The 20,742-nt window shown below is 74.8% G+C and carries 21 protein-coding genes; 7 read left to right on the top strand and 14 right to left on the bottom strand.

The genetic code is table 11. The annotated features are described in order from the left end of the window. The first annotated feature begins 41 nt into the window (after positions 1–41). A complete protein-coding gene (locus ACIBCJ_RS06685) occupies positions 42–605 on the top strand; it encodes a hypothetical protein (RefSeq protein WP_362510610.1) in 564 nt (187 codons plus the stop codon). A gap of 22 nt (positions 606–627) precedes the next feature. Here the strand turns inward: ACIBCJ_RS06685 and ACIBCJ_RS06680 are convergent, their stop codons facing one another. Then, positions 628–1,497: a fused MFS/spermidine synthase gene (locus tag ACIBCJ_RS06680; RefSeq protein WP_365979033.1), complete on the bottom strand. Its 870-nt coding sequence runs from the start codon at positions 1,495–1,497 to the stop codon at positions 628–630. Between the two features lie 95 nt (positions 1,498–1,592). Continuing rightward, positions 1,593–1,973 (bottom strand): hypothetical protein, encoded by a 381-nt coding sequence (locus ACIBCJ_RS06675; protein ID WP_362094747.1) that lies wholly within the window; start codon positions 1,971–1,973, stop codon positions 1,593–1,595. A gap of 284 nt (positions 1,974–2,257) precedes the next feature. On the opposite strand from ACIBCJ_RS06675, the gene ACIBCJ_RS06670 reads away from it, so the two are divergent. Then, positions 2,258–3,670 (top strand): hypothetical protein, encoded by a 1,413-nt coding sequence (locus ACIBCJ_RS06670; protein WP_365979032.1) that lies wholly within the window; start codon positions 2,258–2,260, stop codon positions 3,668–3,670. A gap of 285 nt (positions 3,671–3,955) precedes the next feature. Here ACIBCJ_RS06670 and ACIBCJ_RS06665 read toward each other — a convergent pair whose 3' ends face one another. Continuing rightward, on the bottom strand, positions 3,956–4,552 hold the full coding sequence (locus tag ACIBCJ_RS06665) for a histidine phosphatase family protein (RefSeq protein ID WP_362094741.1): 597 nt from the start codon (positions 4,550–4,552) through the stop codon (positions 3,956–3,958). 213 nt (positions 4,553–4,765) lie between these two features. Here ACIBCJ_RS06665 and ACIBCJ_RS06660 point away from each other — a divergent pair, with 213 nt between their 5' ends. The 5 genes from ACIBCJ_RS06660 (at position 4,766) to ACIBCJ_RS06640 (ending at position 10,539) form a co-directional block, all read left to right on the top strand. Next, the gene (locus tag ACIBCJ_RS06660; protein ID WP_362510616.1) at positions 4,766–5,767 is read left to right on the top strand and encodes a phosphatase PAP2 family protein; all 1,002 of its coding nucleotides are present in this window, start codon (positions 4,766–4,768) and stop codon (positions 5,765–5,767) included. 1 nt (position 5,768) lies between these two features. Beyond that, complete coding sequence (locus tag ACIBCJ_RS06655; RefSeq protein ID WP_365979273.1) at positions 5,769–6,899, top strand: hypothetical protein; 1,131 nt, start codon at positions 5,769–5,771, stop codon at positions 6,897–6,899. Further along, positions 6,890–8,533: a hypothetical protein gene (locus ACIBCJ_RS06650; protein WP_365979031.1), complete on the top strand. Its 1,644-nt coding sequence runs from the start codon at positions 6,890–6,892 to the stop codon at positions 8,531–8,533. Before ACIBCJ_RS06655 ends, ACIBCJ_RS06650 begins: the two co-directional genes overlap by 10 nt. Beyond that, on the top strand, positions 8,530–9,891 hold the full coding sequence (locus tag ACIBCJ_RS06645) for an AAA family ATPase (RefSeq protein WP_365979030.1): 1,362 nt from the start codon (positions 8,530–8,532) through the stop codon (positions 9,889–9,891). The genes ACIBCJ_RS06650 and ACIBCJ_RS06645 overlap by 4 nt, the downstream gene beginning before the upstream one ends. Positions 9,892–9,990: 99 nt before the next feature. Continuing rightward, the gene (locus ACIBCJ_RS06640; protein WP_133885570.1) at positions 9,991–10,539 is read left to right on the top strand and encodes a MarR family winged helix-turn-helix transcriptional regulator; all 549 of its coding nucleotides are present in this window, start codon (positions 9,991–9,993) and stop codon (positions 10,537–10,539) included. On the opposite strand, the gene ACIBCJ_RS06635 is transcribed toward ACIBCJ_RS06640, so the two are convergent. Genes ACIBCJ_RS06635 through ACIBCJ_RS06585 form a run of 11 tightly spaced genes read right to left on the bottom strand, consistent with a single transcriptional unit; the run spans position 10,518 to position 20,603 of the window. Further along, a complete protein-coding gene (locus ACIBCJ_RS06635; protein ID WP_362094728.1) occupies positions 10,518–11,558 on the bottom strand; it encodes an aromatic ring-hydroxylating dioxygenase subunit alpha in 1,041 nt (346 codons plus the stop codon). The genes ACIBCJ_RS06640 and ACIBCJ_RS06635 overlap by 22 nt on opposite strands. A 1-nt stretch (position 11,559) precedes the next feature. After that, positions 11,560–11,784: a recombinase-like helix-turn-helix domain-containing protein gene (locus ACIBCJ_RS06630; protein WP_365979029.1), complete on the bottom strand. Its 225-nt coding sequence runs from the start codon at positions 11,782–11,784 to the stop codon at positions 11,560–11,562. A 28-nt stretch (positions 11,785–11,812) separates the two neighbouring features. Then, positions 11,813–12,766, bottom strand: coding sequence for a PDR/VanB family oxidoreductase (locus ACIBCJ_RS06625; RefSeq protein ID WP_365979028.1), 954 nt, complete (start codon positions 12,764–12,766; stop codon positions 11,813–11,815). Positions 12,767–12,780: 14 nt separating this feature from the next. Then, entirely contained in the window at positions 12,781–14,412 is a 1,632-nt protein-coding gene (locus ACIBCJ_RS06620; protein WP_365979027.1) for a thiamine pyrophosphate-binding protein, read from the bottom strand. A gap of 9 nt (positions 14,413–14,421) precedes the next feature. Continuing rightward, the gene (locus ACIBCJ_RS06615) at positions 14,422–15,213 is read right to left on the bottom strand and encodes an SDR family oxidoreductase (protein WP_362094716.1); all 792 of its coding nucleotides are present in this window, start codon (positions 15,211–15,213) and stop codon (positions 14,422–14,424) included. 38 nt (positions 15,214–15,251) lie between these two features. Then, positions 15,252–16,004, bottom strand: a complete 753-nt coding sequence (locus ACIBCJ_RS06610; protein ID WP_362094713.1) for an SDR family oxidoreductase — start codon at positions 16,002–16,004, stop codon at positions 15,252–15,254. After that, entirely contained in the window at positions 15,997–16,518 is a 522-nt protein-coding gene (locus ACIBCJ_RS06605; RefSeq protein ID WP_362094710.1) for a cupin domain-containing protein, read from the bottom strand. The genes ACIBCJ_RS06610 and ACIBCJ_RS06605 overlap by 8 nt, the downstream gene beginning before the upstream one ends. A 5-nt stretch (positions 16,519–16,523) precedes the next feature. After that, positions 16,524–17,330: an alpha/beta fold hydrolase gene (locus ACIBCJ_RS06600; protein ID WP_365979026.1), complete on the bottom strand. Its 807-nt coding sequence runs from the start codon at positions 17,328–17,330 to the stop codon at positions 16,524–16,526. After that, complete coding sequence (locus ACIBCJ_RS06595) at positions 17,327–18,127, bottom strand: aspartate dehydrogenase domain-containing protein (RefSeq protein WP_365979025.1); 801 nt, start codon at positions 18,125–18,127, stop codon at positions 17,327–17,329. The genes ACIBCJ_RS06600 and ACIBCJ_RS06595 overlap by 4 nt, the downstream gene beginning before the upstream one ends. Beyond that, a complete protein-coding gene (locus ACIBCJ_RS06590; RefSeq protein WP_365979024.1) occupies positions 18,124–19,092 on the bottom strand; it encodes a VOC family protein in 969 nt (322 codons plus the stop codon). Before ACIBCJ_RS06590 ends, ACIBCJ_RS06595 begins: the two co-directional genes overlap by 4 nt. Before the next feature lie 23 nt (positions 19,093–19,115). Next, positions 19,116–20,603, bottom strand: a complete 1,488-nt coding sequence (locus ACIBCJ_RS06585) for an aldehyde dehydrogenase family protein (protein ID WP_365979022.1) — start codon at positions 20,601–20,603, stop codon at positions 19,116–19,118. Positions 20,604–20,742: the final 139 nt, after the last annotated feature.

The raw sequence follows: 20,742 nt of genomic DNA, 5'->3' as shown, positions 1-20,742 counted from the left end.
GCACGCGACACGCGTGGGGCGGGTGAGGCAGTATGACCGCGATGCGCAGAGGACTCGTCCACGTGATCGCCTGGCTGCTCGCCACCGGCGCCGCGGTCACCTTGTCGTGGTGGGGCGTCCACACGGTGATGGCGGGCACGGCCTACGACGCGCCCCGGGCACTGCCGATCACGGCGGCGGACGCGAGCGTGCGGGGCGGGGACGACGACGCCGGGCAGCCCCTGGCCTCGTCCACCAGCCGTCCGGCGCCCTCCCCTTCGGCCAGCGCGTCGCCGACGCCGGGCCGCACCTCCCGCGAGCCCGGCCCCGCCCCCGCACCGTCGCGCACCGCGCCGTCCGGCAGGCCGGCCGAGGACCCGTCCAGCCCGGCCCCCGACACGTCCGGGAAGGTCAGGAGCTACGACACCGACGGGGGCCGCGCGGTCTTCGACCTGGGTCCGGCGTCCGCGTCCCTGGTGTCGGCGACGCCGGGCGCGGGCTGGTCGATGCAGGTGTGGAAGACGGAGTCGTGGATCCGGGTGGAGTTCACCTCGGGCGCGGACCGGGTGTCGGTGTTCTGCACCTGGCACGACGGGCCGCCGCGGGTGGAGATCGGCAGCTACTGAGCCGACGGCCCCGCCGGCGGACTCACTTGAACACGGACTCCGGCGGCGCCGGCGAGTCCACCGCCGCCGCGTCCGTCACCGGCCGGGCGCCGCCGGTGAAGTCACCGAGGGCGCGGCCGTGTTCCACGCGCGCGGGATGCGGGTCCGAGGCGGCCCGGCGGGTGAGTTCGGCGACGGGCAGCGGGTGGTCGGCGGCGACCAGGATCGCGTTGCCGAAGCGTCTGCCGCGCAGCACCGCCGGATCGGCGACGAGGGCGAGTTCGGCGAACCGGGCGGCCGCGGTGGCGACCTGGCCGCGCAGGTGGGCCAGCGGCGGGCCGTCGGCCAGATTCGCGGCGTAGACCCCGCCGGGCGCGAGCGCGCGCCGCACCTCGTCGAGGTACTCGGTGGACGTCAGGTGGGCCGGGGTGCGGGCCCCGCCGAAGACGTCCGCGACGACGACGTCCGCCCAGCCGTCGGGCACCTTGGCCAGTCCGGCGCGGGCGTCGGTGGAGCGCACCCGTATCCGCGCGCCCGGGTCGAGGGGCAGCTCCCGGCGGACCAGCCGGACCAGGGCGGCGTCCCGCTCGACGACCTGCTGGGTGGAGCGGGGGCGGGTGGCGGCGACGTAGCGGGCCAGGGTGAGGGCGCCGCCGCCGAGGTGCACGGCCCGCACCGGCTTGCCCGGCGGGGCGGCCAGGTCGATGACGTGGCCGATGCGGCGCTGGTACTCGAAGGACAGGTACGCCGGGTCGTCGAGGTCGACGTGCGACTGGGGGGCGCCGTCGATCAGCAGCGTCCGGGCCCGGGGCCGGTCCCGGTCGGGCACCAGCTCGGCGCGTCCCCCGTCGACGTCCTCGACGACGGCTTCCGCGGCGGCGCGCCCGCGGCGGGCGTTCCTGGACTTTCCCATCGGTCCATTATCCGGGTCCCCGGCCGGGCCCGGCGCTACGGTGCTCAGCGGCAGGCCGTCGGCGGCACTGATCACCGGGACCGGCGCTACGGTGCTCAGCGGCAGCTGTCGGCGGCCCTGATCAGCCGGGCCGCCTCGCCCAGCGCGGCCCGCAGGACGGCGGGGTCGGTCGCCAGGTCCGCCTCGCCGGGCGGCAGCAGCCAGTCGGAGCCCTCCACGGGCGGCTCGGGCTCCGGGACGATGCGCAGCCCCCGGCCGTCCGTCTCGGTGCAGGTGCTGCCGGGCACGTCCCAGGCGGCGGCGGTCCCCGGCGGCACCAGGAAGCCCAGGGTGTCGCAGCCGTCGTCGTGGATCACGGAGCCCACCCCCTCACCGGCTCCCCGCCTGAGGATGTCGACCGCCTCCAGACCCTGTCGGGTCGGCACGGTGACGACGTCACAGGCGTCGCAGGGGGGATCGCTGATGCTGGTGTCCATCCCGGCCTCCACCACGGAACTCCTCCTCGGACGAGCGGACCGGGATTCGGTGGGTCTCCGGCCGACCGGTTCAACGCGGCGGGGCGTCAACGGCTACGGCCCGATGCCGCCGCAAAGGATGGCACTTCATGGCAGATCGTGGAGGAGATATCCGTTTTGTAGCCAAACAGCGCGTGGCCGCTCCGTCACAGCCGGTACGTTCTTGCTCGCCGGAAACAGGGTGTCGCGCAGATTCGGCCCCCTTCCCCGGCATGGTTCGACGGTTCGCACGAGAGGACCCGGCCATGGCGTCGTCAACGGTGACCTCCGCCCAGCCCGAACGGCCCCCGCGGCCGAACCTCGCCTTCAGGCGGTTGCGCGGCCGGCGCTCCCCGGCGGAGTTCGCGGCGGCGGTCCGCCGGGCCGCGCGCGAGATCGACGAGCGGGTCAGCTGCGACGCGCGCTACGTCGGCCGGGTCGAGGCGGGTGAGATCCGCTGCCCCAACTACGCCTACGAGCGGGTGTTTCTGCACATGTTCCCCGGCCGCACGCTCACCGACCTGGGGTTCGCGCCCCGTTCGTCGGTCCGCGGACGGCAGTCGCGCGCCACCGCTGAGTCGCGAGGGGCGGGTGAGCCGTATGAGACGTATGACACGCGAGACACGCACGACCTGTACGAGACGCACGACGACAACGAGGAGAGCGACGTGCTGCGTCGCGCATTCATGACGAGCGGTGCCACGGCGGCCGCCGCCTCGCTGGGCCCCCTGGGGCCCGCCCTCGACGCCGCGGCGGCCGGGCGGCCCGCGCGCCGGGCCGGGACGAGCGAGGCCGGCGCCCTCGAAGAGGCCGTCCGCCGGATCCGGCTGCTCGACGACCGGCACGGCGCGGACGGCCTCTACCGGCGCGCGGCGGCCCCGTTGCGCACCGCGTACGCGCTCCTGGACGCCGGGGCGTCCCGGCAGGCGGTCGCCGACCGCCTCTACTCGGGCGCCGGTGAACTGGCGATCTCCGTGGGCTGGCTGGCGCACGACTCGGGACGCTTCGACGACGCCCGCTCCCACTACGCCGAGGCCCTGGCCACCGCCCGGACCAACGACGATCCGGCCCTGGAGGCGCACGCCTTCTGCAACATGGCGTTCCTGGCCCGTGACGCCGGCCGTCCGCGCGAGGCGGTACGGGCGTCCCAGGCCGCGCAGCGCGCCGCCCGCCCGCTGGGCTCGGACCGGCTGATGTCGCTGCTCGCGCTGCGCGAGGCGGGCGGCTGGGCGGGGCTCGCGGACCGCGTCGGATGCGAGCAGGCACTGGTGCGGGCGCAGACCTTCTTCGGGCGGGGCCCCTCGGACACCGACCCCGAGTGGATGAGCTTCTACGGCGAGGCCGAACTGGAGGGGCTGGAGGCGCAGTGCTGGTCCACCCTGGGCGACTGGCCGCGGGCCGCCCGGCACGCGCGGCGGGCCGCCGGGCTGCAGGACCCGCACTTCACCCGCAACCTCGCGCTGTACACGGCGGAACTGGCGGACGACCTGGCCCGCGGGGGCCGTCCCGACGAGGCGGCGGGCGCGGGGACGCGGGTCCTGGACCTGCTCGGCGAGGTCCAGTCCTCCCGCGTCCGCACGATGCTGGCGGGCACGGCCCGCGTGCTCCTCCCGCACCGCCGCGCGGCCCAGGTCTCCACCTTCCTGGACCGCCACGCGGCACTCCCGAGACCGGCCTGACCACAACACCCGACCCCACACACCCACGCAGCACCGGCCGCCCCCGACTGCCGGCAGCCGCACCCCCACCAGCACCGCCCCCGCCATCGCTGCGGGCAGTCGTACCTCCCCCCCCAGCTGCGGGCAGTCGTGCCGCTGGGGCGGCACGGGTGGGCGCAGCGGCACCCCGCAACGCCGGGCAACGCACCCCCAACCCCACCCCACCCCAGACCCCGGGCCCCCCACCAGCACGGGCATCGCACCGCACCACCGGCACCCGCACCGGCACCGGCACCCGCACAGCCGTCAGCCGACGAGATGCCCCGAGTCGTTCCAGCTCTCCACCGCCGGCTCCCCGTACGCCCACCCCAGCACCGACAGCGACGTCGGATTCAGCCGTATCCGCGCCCCGAACGACAGCGGCAGCCCCAGCCACCGCGCCCCGATGGCCCGCAGCACGTGCCCGTGGGCGAAGACGAGCACGTCCCGCTCCGCCTCCCGCGCCCACGCCACCACCTCGTCCGCGCGCGCCGTGACGTCGCTCACACTCTCCCCGTCGGGCACCCCGTCCCGCCAGATCAGCCAGCCGGGCCGCACGGCCTGGATCTGGTCCGGCGTCATGCCCTCGTAGGCCCCGTAGTCCCACTCCATCAGCGCGTCCCAGGTCCGGGCGCGCCCGCCGAACCCCGCCAGCTCGCAGGTCTCGCTCGCGCGCACCAGCGGACTGGTCCGCACCTCCACGCCGGGCAGCCCGTCCAGCGGCGCCCGGTGCAGCCGCTCGCCGAGCAGTTTCGCGCCGCGCCGGCCCTCCTCAAGGAGCGGCACGTCGGTCCTGCCGGTGTGTCTGCCGGACAGCGACCACTCCGTCTGTCCGTGCCGGGCCAGCAGAATGCGCGGTGCCATGGAGGGGCCTTTCCGGGAGAAATGTCTGAGGGGGCCCTTCCATCATCCCGTACCGTCCGTGCGGGCAACCCGAGGGGCAGTGCCCGCGTCTATCCGGTCCGAGGGCGCTTCGCGGAGCACTTTCGGTGACGCCGTAGAGTGGCTCGCCCGCGTCCGTCCGGGCGCACGAGTGAGCGAGACGTGAGAAGCGTGAGAAGGGGGAGGGCGATCGGATTGCCGCACACCGAGACACCGGGCACCGAGGCGGCCCCGAACACTCGGCTGCGCTGGTGGACCGAGCTGCCGCTCATCGTCCTCGTGTACGCCTGCTACAGCGCCGGGCGGCTGCTCGTGCGCGGCGACGTGGCCGACGCCGTCGACCACGGCGTGGCCATCCTGGACATCGAGAAGGCGCTCTTCCTCAACGCGGAGCACCCCCTCAACCGTCTCTTCACCAGCGAGCCCTGGATCGGTGTCCCGGCGGACTTCTGGTACGCCTCGCTGCACTACCTGGTCACCCCGGCGATCCTGGTGTGGCTCTTCCGCTCCCGCGCGGTGCGCTACCGGGCCGCGCGCACCTGGCTGATGACGTCCACGTTCATAGGTCTCATCGGCTTCACCCTGCTGCCGACCTGCCCGCCCCGGCTGCTGGACTCCGGGCACGGCTTCGTCGACACGATGGCCCAGTACAGCTCGTACGGCTGGTGGGGCGGCGAGGCGAGTGCGCCGCGCGGCATGGGCGGCATGACCAACCAGTACGCGGCGATGCCGAGCCTGCACGTGGGCTGGGCGCTGTGGTGCGGAGTGATGCTGTGGCGCTACGGCGGCACGCGCACGACGAGGGTGGCCGCCGTCGTCTACCCGCTGGTGACCACGATCGTCGTCATGGGCACCGCGAACCACTACTTCCTCGACGCGGTCGCGGGTGCGGCCGTGATGGGTGCGGGGCTGCTGCTGACGCCGTTCGTGCTGCGGACCGCGCGGCGGGTCCGGGCCCTGTTGCCGGCCCGTCTCGCACCGGCCGCGGCCGGCTCCGCGCCCGCTGCCGCCGGCGCCCCCGCTGCCGCCTCCGCCCCGGCCGCCGGGAGCACGGGTTCCGCGATTGTCAGTGGTGGATGTCAGACTTCCGCGGGTGAGCGAATCCCACGGCAGCGCGAGCAGCGGTTCGGAGCGGGAGCCGAGCCGGACCCCGCCCCCTCGGACGCGGGGGACGAGACTCCGGCACCGGCTCGCTGAGCTGCGCGGTCCCGACGTGCCGGCCAAGGCACTGGACGCACGCGCCCTGGCCGCCCTCGCCGCCAACCCGGGGTGCCGTCGGCGGGCGGTCCTCGACGGCGCCGGGGTGGACAAGGGCTCGCTGGCGAGTGCCCTGGGCTCACCGTCGGCCTTCGGGCAGTCGCAGTTCGCCCTGACCCGGGGCAACGCCTTCGAGGCCAAGGTGAAGGCGGACGGCGGCGCCGAGCTGCTGCGCCTCGCGCACGAGAAGCTGGACCGCGGTGCCGAGCCGCCCGCCGAGGCCCCGGTGCACGTGCCCGATCTGTCCGCGGCCGGCCCCGAGGGGCGCACCGCGCGGACGGCGCTGGCGCTGCGCGAGGCGGCCACCGGCACGGCCGGCGCGTGGACACTGCTCGACCATCCGATGCTCGCCCTCGACGTCGCCGGGTCACCGGCATTCCTGGAGCCGGACGCCGTGGTGGTGCATCCGGACGGCAGCTGGACGGTCGTCGAGATCAAGTCGTTCCCGCTGCTGGACGGCTCCGCCGACCCGGCGAAGGTGGGCGCCGCCGCCCGGCAGGCCGCCGTGTACGTGCTGGCCCTGGAGCAGGTCGCCGCCCGGCTCGACCCCGCCCCGCGCGTGCGCCACCGCGTCCTGCTGGTCTGCCCCAAGGACTTCTCCAACCTGCCCACCGCGTCCGCCGTCGACGTGCGCAAGCAGCGCGCCGTCACCGGCCGCCAGCTGGCCCGGCTGACCCGCATCGAGGAGATCACCGACGCGCTCCCCGAGGGCGTCTGCTTCTCCCCCGGGCTGCCGGCCGAGGAGCTGACGGCCTCGGTCGACGCGGTCCCGGCGGCGTACGCGCCCGAGTGCCTGTCCGCGTGCGAGCTGGCCTTCCACTGCCGCGCCCGGTCCAGGCAGGCCGGTGCGGTGACTTCCCTCGGCCGCCCGGTGCGGGCCGAGCTGGGCGGTCTCTCCACGGTCGAGGAGGTGCTGGCCGCGGCCCGCGGCGAGACCGGCGACCCGGACGACCCGGCGGTGGCCGCGCTGCGCCGGGCGGCCCGGCTGCGCGCGGAGGCACTCGCGACGGCCGGTGCGCGGGCCGGCGGCGCGGCGGGCGCCGGGGACGGCGAGGTGTCCGCATGTCGCTGATCACCACGCTCGCCCGGCTGGAGGCCGTGCGCTCGGGCCGGGCCCAGCCCGCCGCCACCGTCCGGCACCGGCACCTGTCCGACCGGCCGCTGGTCTTCGTCCCGCTGATCACCGCCGGTGAGGCCGGGGCCCCGCTCGGCGCGCTGGTCGGCACCGACCGCGACGCGCCGCATCTGCTGGTCGTGCCGCAGCCCCGCGACCGCGACCTGCGCTTCGCGTTCCTCGCCGAGCTGGCGGACATCGTCCTGCCGTACGTCGAGGCGTACGCGGAGAGCGTCGAGGCCGCGGAGCGCACCGAGACCGACCCGGAGACGGGCAAGCGGGTCAAGGTCGAGGTCGACCTGTGCACGGACGCCGCGCAGCTCGTCGTGCCGAGCCGCGCGGGCATCGACTTCGTACGGCTGCTCGGCCGGTCCATGCGCTTTCGGCGTACGGCGGAGCAGGATCCCGAGACCCCGCACCCCGCGCCGCCGCGGGTGCCGCTGCTCGGCCGCTGGCTGACCCACTTCGGCGAGCGGGCCCGCGTGCCCGGCTCCTCGCTGCTGCTCGCCATGACCGACCTGCTGGGCCGGCACTGGGCGACGGGGCAGTCCACGCTGGAGGACCAGCACCTGGGCGCCCTGCTGGCGTGGATCGCGCCGGACGGCACGGACCTGTCCGGCGCCGAGGCGGCCCGCCGCGCCGAGCTGGCCCGTGACGCCGCCGGCCAGTTGCTGTGCCCGCCCGCGGGCCCGGCGACCGACCCGGCCTTCGACAACAAGCTGCTCGCTCCCGCCATCGAGCGCTACGACCGCGCCCGTGCCGCGCTGGCCGCCGCCGAGGACGGCGTGGAGGCCGACGACCGGCTGGGCGCGCTCACGGCCGCCGAGCGGGAGATCCGCACCCTGGTCGAGAGCCGTACCCGGCCCACCTGGGACGCGGTGTGGCGGGGCCTGGACCTGCTGCGGGAGCTGCCCGAGGGGGCGCACACCGAGGAGCGCTGGACCCGCGACCGCTGGTCGTTCACCTCCCACCGCGACCGCGTCCTGGCCGGCGAGCCCCCGCAGCCGCGCCGCGACGACGCGGTGACGGCGGCGAACAAGCTGGCCACCCGCGAGCGCGAGCAGGCCCGCCTGGAGGCGCAGGAGGCGCTGGACGATCCGCTGGTGATGGCCGGGCGCCGGCTGGCCGGGGAGGCGTTCGCGGGCGAGGTCGTCGACGTGGTCATGGCGTACAGCGAGAGCAAGCGGCCCAGTCCCCGCCCGCTGGTGACGGTGCGCACGGACGACCGCCCGCACCTGGGCGAGCGGGTGAAGGTCTACCGCTCGCTGGGCGGCAAACCGCAGGCGGCCGAGTACGTCGGACCGGCGGCCGCGGACGCGCCCGGTGACGGGCACGAGCGGCGTGCCGGGCAGGACGACGGCACGCTGGTCCTGCGGATCCTGGACAAGATGGGCCGCGGCAGGGAGCCCGAGGCGGGGTCGGTGCCCGAGAAGGGCGACCTGGTCTGTTTCACGCTCTTCGAGCACGAGCAGCGGGGCGGCGCGAAGCTCCCCGACCCCGAGCAGACCCCGTGGACGCACGGCGGGCCGCCCGGTGAGGCGGCGGCCGTGCCGGAGGCCGCCGACGCCCAGACCGAGGAGGACGTGCTGTGACCGCCGAGACCCTCGCCGTCGACGCTCCGCCGGCCTTCGACCCGGGCGCGGAGGCGGCCCGCGCCACCGCGTCGATCCTCCACGACACCCTGCACGGCACGCAGCGCGGTGTCGTCGTCGACTCCCCGCCCGGGGCCGGCAAGTCCACGCTCGTGGTGCGGGCCGCGCTGGAGCTGGCCGAGGCGGGCCGCCCCCTGATGGTGGTCGCGCAGACCAACGCGCAGGTCGACGACCTGGTGCTGCGCCTGGCCGAGAAGAACCCGGACCTCCCGGTGGGCCGGCTGCACAGCAGCGACGCCGACCCGTACGACAAGGCGCTCGACGCGCTGGACAACGTACGCAAGTCGGCGAAGGCCGGCGACCTGGCCGGGCTGGCCGTCGTGCTGTCGACGGCGGCGAAGTGGGCGCACGTCTCGGTGGACGAGCCGTGGCGGCACGCGATCGTCGACGAGGCGTACCAGATGCGCTCGGACTCGCTGCTCGCGGTCGCCGGGCTGTTCGAGCGGGCGCTTTTCGTGGGCGACCCCGGTCAGCTGGACCCGTTCGCGACGGTCGGCAGCGAGCAGTGGGCGGGCCTGGCCTACGACCCGTCGTCCTCGGCGGTCACGACGCTGCTCGCCCACAACCCGGACCTGCCCCAGCACCGCCTGCCGGTCTCCTGGCGGCTTCCGGCGTCGGCGGCCCGGCTGGTCTCCGAGGCCTTCTACCCGTACACGCCGTTCCGCAGCGGCACCGGCCACGGCGACCGGAGCCTGGCCTTCGCGGTGCCGTCGGACGGCTCGGGCCCCGACCGGGTGATCGACGAGGCCGCCGCCTCCGGCTGGGGGCTGCTGGAGCTGCCCGCGCGGCACACCCCGCGCACCGACCCGGAGGCGGTGCGGGCGGTGGCGGCGGTGGTCCGGCGTCTCCTCGACCGGGAGGGCCGGGCGACGTCCGAACGCTCACCGGAGCCCGCCCCGCTGACCGCCGCGCGCGTCGCCGTCGGCACCGCGCACCGGGACCAGGCGGCGGCGGTCCGTGCGGCGCTGGCCGACCTCGGGGTGAGCGACGTGACGGTCGACACGGCCAACCGTCTCCAGGGCCGCGAGTACGACGTCACGGTCGTCCTGCACCCCCTCTCCGGCCGCCCCGACGCCACCGCCTTCCACCTGGAGACCGGCCGCCTGTGCGTCCTGGCCTCCCGGCACCGGCACGCGTGCATCGTGGTCTGCCGCGAGGGCGTGGGCGAGCTGCTGGACGACTACCCGTCCACGGAACCGGTCCAGCTGGGCACGCTGGTGAAGTTCCCGGACGGATGGGAGGCCAACCACGCGGTGCTCGCGCACCTCGGCGAACACCGGGTGACCTGGCGGCCCTGACCCGCGCACCGGGTCTCCGTACGGGGGGGGCGAGGGGGCGGTGGCCGATTTCCCTTAGGGCTAAGATTTCTGTATCTGACGTAGCCGCGAGGGGAAGACATGGCGCAGGGCAGGGCGGCGAAGCGGCCGGACGCGGTGGCGGGGATCGTCGGGGACTGGGCCCGTGAGCGGCCCGAGCTGGACACCTCCCCGCTGGAGGTGCTGGCCCGGCTGCACCGGTCGTATCTGCAGTACCAGTCGCGGATGACCTCGCGGCTCGACGAACACGGGCTGTCCGTCGCCGGGTTCGACGTGCTGACCGCGCTGCGCCGGGCCGGGGCCCCGTACCGGCTGACCGCCGGGCAGCTCGCGGCCTCCGGGCTGGTCTCCTCGGCGGGGGTGACGCTGCGCCTGGACCGGCTGGAGAAGGACGGCCTGCTGGTGCGTGAACGGGACGCGGAGGACCGGCGGGTGGTGTATTCGCGGCTCACCGAGGCGGGCCTGGCGAAGGTGGACGAGGTGTTCAGCGAGCACCTGGAGAACGAGCGCCGGATGCTCGGCGGACTCTCGCCCGCCGAGCACCGTCAACTGGGCCGCCTGCTGTCGAAGCTGGAACGCTCGATCGTGGATTCCGACGACGTCCCGGATCAGCGCGCCGACGCGGGCTGAGCGGCGGCCGGCGCCTTCGACTGCTGTTCCGCCCGGGCCCGGTACAGCCGGCGCAGCCGGACCACGCCCAGGTCGTGCTGGTAGAGGTTCTCGCGCTGGTCGGCGTCCGCGGGCATGTTCTCCAGCATCACGCGGTCCTGCTCCAGGACCTCCCAGTGACGGGCCTCGATGAGCGTCTTGTACAGGAACCGCCAGGTGTCCCGCTGCCAGTCGCTCACCTTCCGGTAGCGCCAGAAGAAGACGCCGGTGCGTCCCGCGTCCACCGGGCAGGCCATGCCGACGATGCCGAACGGGCCGCCGGGGCCCGCCGACGGCGGATAGGGGATGGACAGGTCCACCCAGTCGACGCCGGTGTGGCACAGCTCGACCCAGTCGAAGTTGACGCCCCGCTGGTCGGTCTTCTCGAAGAAGTAGCCCCGCCCGGTCTCGCGGATGCGGAACCTGGCGGTGGTGTCCCCGGCGAACATGGTGTGCGACTCGGAGTGCAGGAACGCGCCGTGCATCGGGTCGAGCAGGTTCTCCATGGCGTACCGCCACGGCACGTCCCACTCCGCGTAGCAGAGGAAGGCGGAGATCTCCTCGTCGGCCAGCGGTTCGGGCAGGGTGAGTTCCCCCGGCTCGGGGTGTTCCTCGTCGCCGAACCAGGCGAGGATCGCGCCGCCGACCTCGCGCACCGGCAGCGAGGTGACGAGGGTCTTGCCCTCCAGGGCGCAGCCGGGCAGTCCGGGTACCGAGGTGACGGTGCCGGCGGTGTCGACCTCGACGCCGTGGTACCAGCAGGCGACCCGGTCGCCCAGGTGCTTGCCGAGGGAGAGGGGCGCGCCGCGGTGCGGGCAGCGGTCGGCGAGCATGGACAGGCCGCCGTCGGACTTGCGGAAGAGCAGCCAGTTCTCGCCGAGTGCGGTCACCCGGCGCATGTCGCCGGGTGCGACGAAGTCGGAGGGTACGACGGGGTGCCACTGGTTGCGCAGGCCGTGGGCGTAGATGTGGTCGGCGCTGTCGTGGGTGGAGAGGGTCATGTCAGGCTCCCAGGCGGTTCATCTCGGCGCGGAAGGACTCCTCGGTCCAGGGCTCGCCGGTCGGCGTGCGCAGCTGGCGGTTGTTGAGTCCGTCGATCACGTCGGCCAGTTCGTGACCGTCCTCGGTGAAGATGTCCTCGAGCGTGCGGGCGAGCTTCAGCTCGTACGGGGTGGGCTCGTGGTCGCGGGTCTGGTGGGGGTCCAGGAAGGGCCAGGTCTCGGGCACGGCGTTCTCCATCGAAGGCGTGAGGGGGTCAGAGGTCCAGCACGAGGCGGTCCGAGGCGCAGCGCGAGACGCAGATCATCATCGTCTCGCCGGCGGCCCGCTCGGCGTCGCTGAGCAGGAAGTCGCGGTGGTCGGGGGTGCCGGCCAGGACGCGGGTCTCGCAGGAGCCGCAGATGCCGTCCCGGCAGGAGGAGGCGACGGTGAGCCCGGCGTTCTCGGCGGCCTCCAGGACGGAGGTCCCGGCGTCCACGCGCAGGGTCACGCCCGAGGCGCGGCACTCGACGTCGAAGGCGCCGTCGTCGCCCTCGCGGATCACGGCGGGCGCGGCGAACCGCTCGGTGCGCAGCCGCCCCTCGGGCGCCGCCGCCTCGACGGCCTTGAGCAGCGGTTCGGGGCCGCAGCAGTACACCAGCGCGCCGGCCGGCAGGTCCGCGAGGGTGCCGGCCACGTCGATGTGCCCCCGCTCGTCCTGCGGTACGAGGGTCACCTCGCCGCCGAGCGCCGCGAGTTCGCCGCCGAACGCCATCGAGGCGCGGGTCCGCCCGCCGTGCACCAGCCGGTACGGGACGCCGTCCCGCTCCGCCCGGCGGGCCATGGCGAGGATCGGGGTGATGCCGATGCCGCCGGCGACGAAGACGTAGGAGGCGGCCGGTTCGAGGGCGAAGTGGTTGCGCGGCCCGGCCACCCGCACAGTCTGGCCGGGCCGCAGCCTGGTGTGCACGTGCCGCGAACCGCCGCGCGAGGTCGGCTCGTTGAGGACGCCGAGCCGGTACCTCCCGGTGTCCTCGGGGTCGCCGCACAGGCTGTACTGGCGGACGTGGCCGCCGACGTGCAGGTCCAGGTGGGCGCCCGGCGTCCAGGCGGGCAGCGGCTTGCCCTCGGGGTGGACCAGCTCGACGGAGAGGACGCCCTCGGCCTCCCAGGTGGTGCGGTGGACGAGGAGGTCCAGTTGCTGCTCTTCGGCGGCTTCGGTGGTGCTCATGTCGGCGGGCCTCCCTACCGGGCGGGGATCTTGACGGGCGGGGTGAACGGGTTCTTCATCGGGCCGAGCGCGGCCAGGTCGACCTCGACGAGGGTCGGCCCGTCGGAGGCGACGGCGGCGTCGATCACCTTGGCGGCCTCGCTCGCGTCGCCGATGCGTGCGTACGGGAGAGCGCAGGCGGCGGCGAGCTGCGCGAAGTCGGGGGTGAACAGGTCGACTCCGGAGCGGCGTTCGGTGTACGTGGCCTGCATGTTGCGCAGCACTCCGTAGCCGCCGTCGTTGAAGACGATCAGGGTCAGGCGGGGCCGTTCCTGGGCGAGGGTGAGCAGTTCACCGAGGTGGACGGCGAGGCCGCCGTCGCCCGCGATCACGACGGTGGGCTCGCCGGGCCGGGCGAGGGCCGCGCCGATGCCCATGGCGAGGCCCTGGCCGATGCCGCCGCCGCGCGGGAAGACGTTGGCCCGGGGATCGTGCATGGGCAGCAGGCGGTTGCCCCAGGACGAGGACGGGATGGTCACGTCCCGGGCGACGACGCTGCCGCGCGGCAGGGCGGCGGTGAGGGCGTCGCAGATCGCGGCCTGCGGGCCGATGCCGTCGTGCAGGGCGTCCCGTACCTCGCCGCGCACCCGGCGGACGCGTGCCGTCCAGTCGGCGTCGGCCCGTACGACGGCCTCGGTGAGGCGCGGCAGGACGGCGCGGGAGTCGCCGTGCAGGGCGTGCCGGGCGGGGTACACCCGGCCGAGGGCGGCGGCGTCGACGTCGATCTGGATGTGCGCCTCGGGCAGGCGCAGCCCGTAGTCGGCGGTCTCGTTGGACCGGAAGTGGGTGCCGACGGTGACCAGGACGTCCGCGTCGGCCAGGAGCGCGCGTCCGGCGGGCGTGGTGGCGAAGTTGCCGACGACCTGCTCGTGGTCCTCGGGTACGGAGCCCCGCCCGGAGTTGGAGGTGAGCAGGCCCGCGCCGGTCGCCTCCAGCAGGGCGAGGAGCTGGTCGCGGGCGGTGTTGGCCCCGCCGCCCGCCCAGATCAGCGGGCGCCGGGCCGAGGCGAGCAGGTCGCACGCCGCGGCGAGTGCGGAGGTGTCCGGCACCGGGGGCGCGGCGACGGGCACGGTGGCGCCGTCGTCCTCCTGGACGGCGTACTGGAGGTCGATCGGCCACTCCACGCTCGCGGGGCCGCCCGGGAGCGCGAGCGCGGCGGCGGAGGCCTCGCGCAGGACGCGGCCCGCGTCCCGGGCGGAGGTGACGGTGGCGGCGTACGCGGAGACCGCGGTCAGCATGCCGAGCTGGTCCTTGGTCTCGTGGATGAAGCCGCGTCCGCTGCCGAGGTGGGCGGACTCCACCTGCCCGGTGATGTGCAGCACGGGGGATCCCGATGACAGGGCCTCGATCAGGGAGCCCGCCGCGTTGCCGGCGCCGGTGCCGGTGGAGGTGAGGGCGCAGCCGAGGGTGCCGCGGGCCCGGCCGTGGGCGTCGGCGGCGTTGACGGCGCTCGCCTCGTGCCGCACCGGCACGAACCGCAGCTCCGGGTCTGCCTCGACGGCCTCCACCAGCGGCAGGTTGTGCACGGAGACGATGCCGAAGACGGTGTCGACGCCGAGGGACTTGAGGTGGGCGGCCAGGAGTCCGCCACCGTGGTCGTAACGCATGCGAACTCCTCAGAGGATGCCGCGGCCGACTCCGCCGCAGACGTCGATGCTGGTTCCGGTGATGTAGGAGGCGCGCGGCGAGAGCAGCGAGACGATCGCGTAGGCGACCTCCTCGGCGCGGCCGAGGCGGCCCAGCGCGATGCCCCGGTCGGCGGCGATCTCCGCCTGCCAGTCCTCGTAGGTGAGGCCGCTGTCGGCGGCCGCGTGGCGGCGGGTCCACTGGCCGGTGTCGACCAGGCCGAGGCAGACGGAGTTGACGCGGATGCCCTCGGGGGCGAGTTCGCGGGCCAGGGAGGTGGAGAGGTTGAGGATGCCGGCCCGGGCGGCGCTGGTGGTGATGAGCCGGGTCTCGGGCTGCTTGGCGAGGACGGCGTTGACGTTGACGATCGCGGCGGCGTCGGAGGAGCGCAGGTGGGCGCGGGCGGCGGCGAGGGGGTTCAGGACGCCCGCGAACTTCAGCTCCAGCTCGTCGCGCCAGTCGTCGCCGGTCGTCTCGTCGAGGCTCTTCATCCGCGACTGGCCGGCGTTGTTGACGAGCCCGTCGAGGCGTCCGCCGAGGCGGTCGGCGGCGCGCTCGGTGAAGTCCCGTACGGCGGCGGCGTCCCGGACGTCGCAGACGCCGGTGTACAGGCGCTCTCGGCCGGCGCCGAGGGAGGCGGCGGCCTTGGCGAGCCGGTCGGCGTCCCGGCCGCAGGTGGCGACGCGGGCGCCTTCGCCGAGCAGGGCGCGGACCGTGGCCAGGCCGACGCCGGAGCTGCCGCCGGTGACCAGGACGGTGCGGTCGGCGAGGCCGAGGTCCATGGGTACTCCTTGCAGGGGGGTGCGGGTGGGGCGGGGGGTCAGTGCATGGTGAAGCCGCCGTTGACGGCGACGACCTGTCCGGTGAGGTAGCGGGACTCCTCGCCGAGCAGGAAGGAGACGAGCCCCACCAGGTCGTCGGGGTGCTGCGGCCGGGCGATGGCGCGGTTCGCCGCGTACAGCGCGTGCCGTTCGGCCGGTACCGTCTCGGTCGCCTCGACCTCCGTCAGGCCCGGCGCGACCGCGTTGACGGTGATGCCCCGGCCGCCCAGTTCGCGGGCCATCGCCCGGGTGAGGGCGACGACGGCGCCCTTGGAGGCGATGTAGTGCGCAAGGCGCGGCGAGCCGTAGAGGGCCGCGTCGGAGGCGATGTTGACGATCCGTCCGGGGTCGGACATCAGGGGCAGCAGGTGCTTGGCGACGAGCCAGGGGCCGCGCGCGTTGACGGTCATCAGCCGGTCCCAGGTGGCGACGTCGATGTCCTGGAACTCCCGGCCGCCGACGCCGTTGGCCAGCGCCGCGTTGTTGACCAGTCCGTACACGCTCCCGGCGGGGGCGAGACGGCCGGCGAGTGCCTCGACGGAGGCGGGGTCGGCGACGTCCAGCGGGACGAAGTCGGCCGCGCCGCCCGCCTCGCGGATCGCCGCCGCCGTACGGGAGCCCCACTCCTCGTTCAGCTCGGCGACGACAACGCGGTACCCGTCGGCCGCCGCCCGGCGGGCCATGGCCTCCCCCAGGCCACGGCCGGCACCGGTGACGACGACCGTGCGGCGCCCGGTGGCCGGGTCAGTCACGGGTGACGCCGTACAGCGGGGAGTACTCGGGGTAGGTCGGCACCTGGGGCTTACGCGTACCGATGATCACGCAGAACAGCGCGTCGGTGTCGCCCTCGTTCTTCAGCGAGCGGGTCACCCCGGCGGGCACCACGATCATGTCGCGGTAGCCGAGGGTGCGGTACTCGGTCTCGTCGGGGCCGCGGTGGATGCCGACGCGGACCTGGCCCTCCAGGACGAAGAAGGCCTCCTCCACGTCGTGGTGGGTGTGGGCGGGGCCCTCGGCGCCGGGCGGCAGCAGCATGTTGGAGAAGGTGAAGCCGCCGGAGGGCAGGATGCGGCCGTCGTCGTCGTGGTTGCCGGTGGCGCCGGAGCCGACGTAGCGGATCTGCGCCCGCTTGAACTGCGGGCCTGCCTTCTCCTGGAAGGAGAGGGTGCCCCAGTCCGGCTCGCGGGAGGCCTTGGTGGCGATCAGGGAGTCGGTGTACTTGGCGAGGTCCGAGCCGTTGTCGTAGTCGTCGGTGGTCAGCGGCATGGTGATCAGCCCTTCCGGGTGCGGGTGTCGGTGACGATGTGGAGGTGGGAGAGCAGCCAGGCGTTGACGTGCTCGGGCTGCTCCTGGTTGGCCAGGTGACCGGCGTCCTTGACGATCACGTAGGCGGTCCGGTGCAGACCGCCGGCCAGGACCTGGGAGGCGTCGGGACCGGTGATCCGGTCCCGGTCCCCGCACAGGACGAGGGTGGGCGCGGCGACGTCGGCGAGTTCGCCGCGCAGGTCGGTGGCGGCCATCGACTCGGCCGCCTGCCGGTAGCCGGCCGGGCGGATCGCGTCGGCCATGGTGTCGACGACCCGCCGCACCAGTGCGGGCGGCGCGTCCCGCGACAGCAGCCGGGGGCCGCGCTCCTCGGCGAAGGCGCGTGCGCCGACCCGCTCCAGTTCGGGCACGCGGGCGCGCATGGCGGCGGCCTTCTCGGGGCTGGTGCCGGAGCCGGGGGTGGAGTCGGCGACGGTGAGGGAGGCGACGAGGTCCGGGTGCCGGGTGGCGAGCCGCAGGGCGATGACACCGCCCCAGGAGACGCCGACGACGTGCGCCTCGGCGTCCCGGGAGCGGATGACGGCGGCGGCGGTGTCGGCGTAGTCGTCGAGGGTGAGGTCGCCGTCCGGGTCGGCGGACCGGCCGTAGCCGGGGGCGTCCCAGGCGACGACCCGGTGTCCCGCGGCGGCGAGGGCGCCGGTCTGCGGTGCGAAGGCGGCGGACGAGGAGCCGATGCCGTGCAGGCACAGCACCAGCGGCCCGTCACCGCCGGTGTCCGCCAGGTGCAGCCCGGCGAGGTCGTGGGCGGTCACAGGATCTGCCCCCGGCGTCCGGCCAGGGCCGCGAGCGAGCGCAGCACGGCGTACGGGACGACCTGGCTGGTGGCCGGGTTGGCGGGGTCGGGCAGGTGGCGCACCTCGAAGCGGTACGCGCCCTGCGGCCCGCTCGCCTCGATCACGTGGGAGGTGTGGTCGGCCGCCGGGTCGGCGACGACCCTGACCCGCACCGCGTCGAGGTCGCCGACCGCGAGGGCCACGGAGGCGGCGACGTTGGTGGACCGGGGGAAGTTCGCCGGTACGTCGCGGGCGGTGCCGGCCATGACCTCCACGGGGCCGGTCGCGGACCGCAGCCGGGCGAGCGTCTCCTCGTCCATCCAGGGCTGTTCGAGGGTGGACGGGAGTTTGGTGGTGGTCAGGGTGACCTCGCCGAGCGGTCCCATGGCCCGTACGGCCTGGAGCAGGTCGAGGCCGCCGACCGCGCCGCCGGTGAAGTAGACCCGGCCGGGTCCGGCCGCGAGGAGCCGCTTGGCGAGGTCCTCGTCGGTGAGCGCTCCGGTGGAGGCCACGAGCAGGTCGGTGCCGGAGGCGAGGATCGTCTCGCCCCACTCCCGTACGACGCCCTGCCCGGCCGCCTCGACGATCAGGTCGCAGGCGTCGAGGGCTCCTTCCACGGTGAGCTGGGGGGCGGGGACGGCGTCGCCGAGGGGGCGGTTGTCGACGATGCCGGCGAGTTCGGCGCCGGGGATGTCACCGGCGGCGAGTGCGCCGCCGACGGTGCGGCCGATGGCGCCCCAGCCGATGAGGCCGACCTTGCGTGTGCCGCCGTTCATGCCGCTGCTCCTTCGGTGCCGGCGGGGGTGGGGTTCTCGGTGCGGGCGTCCACGGGCGCCGCGACCGGGCTGCCGTCGGGGGTGCCCGCCATGTGGGCGCGGATCCGCTGCGAGGGCGGGCCCGCGGTCCCCCACAGGTCGGACAGCTCGGGGGTGCGCCGCCACACCTTGCAGATCCAGGTGTCCTCGACGATCTGGGCGACCTCGGTGGTGTACTCGCACACCAGGCCGGTGGGGTCGGTGAAGTACGAGAAGGTGTTGTTGCCGGGGCCGTGCCGGCCGGGTCCCCACTCGGGGGTGACGCCGTGGTGGCGGAGCCGGCCGAGGCCGCGCATGAAGTGGTCCAGCGACGTCATCTCGTAGGCCACGTGGTTGAGCGAGACCCACGGCGCCTGGTTGAAGGCGACGCAGTGGTGGTCGGTGCCGCAGCGCAGGAACGCCATCTGGTGCTCGGACCAGTCGGAGACGCGCATGCCGAGCACGTCGCGGTAGAAGGCGACGGAGGCGTCGATGTCGGGGGTGTTGAGGACGGCGTGGGTGACGCCCACCGGCAGGGACGCGTCCCGGCCGCGCGCGGTGACCGCCCAGGTCTCGGCGGACAGTTCGATCAGCCGTCCGTCGAGGTCGTGGAAGCGCAGCCCGTAGCCGCCGCCGACCTGGTCGAGGGGGCCGGGTTCGGTGACGAGGGCGATGCCGCGCGCCCGCAGCCGCTGTGCGGCCTGATCCACTTCGGCCGGGGTGCCGAGCGCGAAGACCAGGCGGCCGAGACCGATCGTGTCGGAGCGGGTCAGCCGCAGCGCGTGGTGCTCCTCGCCGGTGCCGCGCAGCCAGCTCGCGCTGTGTTCGGCCTCGACGACCTCCAGGCCCCAGACCTCCTCGTAGAAGTCGACGGCGTCGGCGAAGTTCGGGGTGAGCAGCTCGACCGAGCGCAGGGCGCGCAGGCGGCCGATCGGGGGCTGGTTCATGGCGGGGTCTCCCTAGGGGTGGGTCAGTTGGCCCAGGGCAGGGGCGTGGCGTCGGTGCCCCAGTACAGGGACTTCTGCCGTTGGTAGGCGCGGATCAGGTCGCGGCCCTTCTCGATGCCGAGCCCGGAGTCCTTCATCCCGCCGAAGGGGGTGGAGATGGAGAACTGCTTGTAGGTGTTGATCCAGACGGTGCCGGCCTGGATGCGCCGCCCGAGCCGCCAGGCGGCCCGCGCGTCGCGGGTCCAGATGCCGCAGGCGAGGCCGTAGACGGAGTCGTTGGCCAGGGCGACCAGTTCGTCCTCGTCCTCGTAGGGCAGGGCGACCAGGACCGGGCCGAAGATCTCCTCCTGGCAGGCGCGGGCGGAGTTCGGCAGGGAGTCGATGACGGTCGGCAGGTAGTAGGCGCCCTTCGCGTACCGCTCGCCCTCGGGGGCGGCGCCGCCGCACAGCACGCGGCCGCCCTCCTCGCGGGCGCGGTCGACGGCGGCGGCGACGGCGTCGCGGTGCGCGTGGTGGACGAGCGGCGCGACCTGGGTGTCGGGGGAGGTGCCGGGGCCGACGCGCAGTTTCCGTGTCCGCTCGGCCAGTTCGCCGACGAAGGAGTCGTAGCGGGAGGCGTGGACGAACAGGCGGGACCCGGCGATGCAGGACTGGCCGCTGGAGGAGAAGATCCCGTACATGACGCCCGCGAGGGCCTGTTCCGTGTCGGCGTCCTCGCGCACGATCGTCGGCGACTTGCCGCCGAGTTCGAGCGAGGCGGGGACGAGTTTGCCGGCGGCGGCGCGGGCGATGGCGCGCCCGGTGGTGGTGCCGCCGGTGAAGCCGATCCGGCCGACCAGCGGGTGCCGGACGATCGCGTCGCCGACCACACTGCCCTTGCCCGGCAGTACGGCGAGCAGTGCGGTCGGCAACTGCTCCTCGGTGAGGACCCGGTGGACGAGGCGGCCGAACGCGAGGGAGACCAGCGGGGTCCACTCGGCGGGCTTGAGCAGGACGGCGTTGCCGCCGCCGAGCGCGGGCGCGACCTTCTGCGCGTCGGAGGCGATGGGCGAGTTCCACGGGTTGACCGCGCCGACGACACCGATCGGCTCGTAGGTGCTCATCGTCAGGTAAGGGCCGCGCGAGGGGGTGAGCGCGTCCTCGGCGGTCTCCAGCGCGGCGGCCGTGTACCGGAAGGTGCCGGCGGCGCTCAGGGCGAGCGCGCGGGTCTCGGCGAGCGTCTTGCCGGTGTCGGCGGTCTGGAGCGCGGCCAGGTCGCCGGCCTGCTCCTCGATCAGGTCGCCGATCCGGTACAGGACGCGGGCCCGGCGGTGCGGCGGCAGCTCCCGCCACTCGGGGGCGGCGGCGGCCGCGGCGGCGGCGTGCGCGGCCTCGTCCACGTCGTCCGGTGAGGCCGCGTGGACGGTGGTGAGGACGGTGCCGTCGGCCGGGTCGACGGTGTGGATCGGCAGGCCGGCGCCGCGCCGCCACTGCCCCGCGATGAGGATCTCGTCGGCTGGGATGCGCGGCATGGGGGCCTCCGGTAGGGGCGGGAGGGGACGGTGCGGGAACTCGCGGACACGGCTGGGGCCTTGCTCCCGACCGTCGTGTCTAAGCACTAGAAATCTAAGGGCTTAACTATTTTCCCCGCAAGGGACCCGGGACCGGGAA

Source organism: Streptomyces sp. NPDC051136 (assembly GCF_044455745.1).
Classification (GTDB): domain Bacteria; phylum Actinomycetota; class Actinomycetes; order Streptomycetales; family Streptomycetaceae; genus Streptomyces.
Note: the sequence above shows the minus strand (reverse complement) of the source record. Positions and strands in the feature narration are given on the sequence as shown.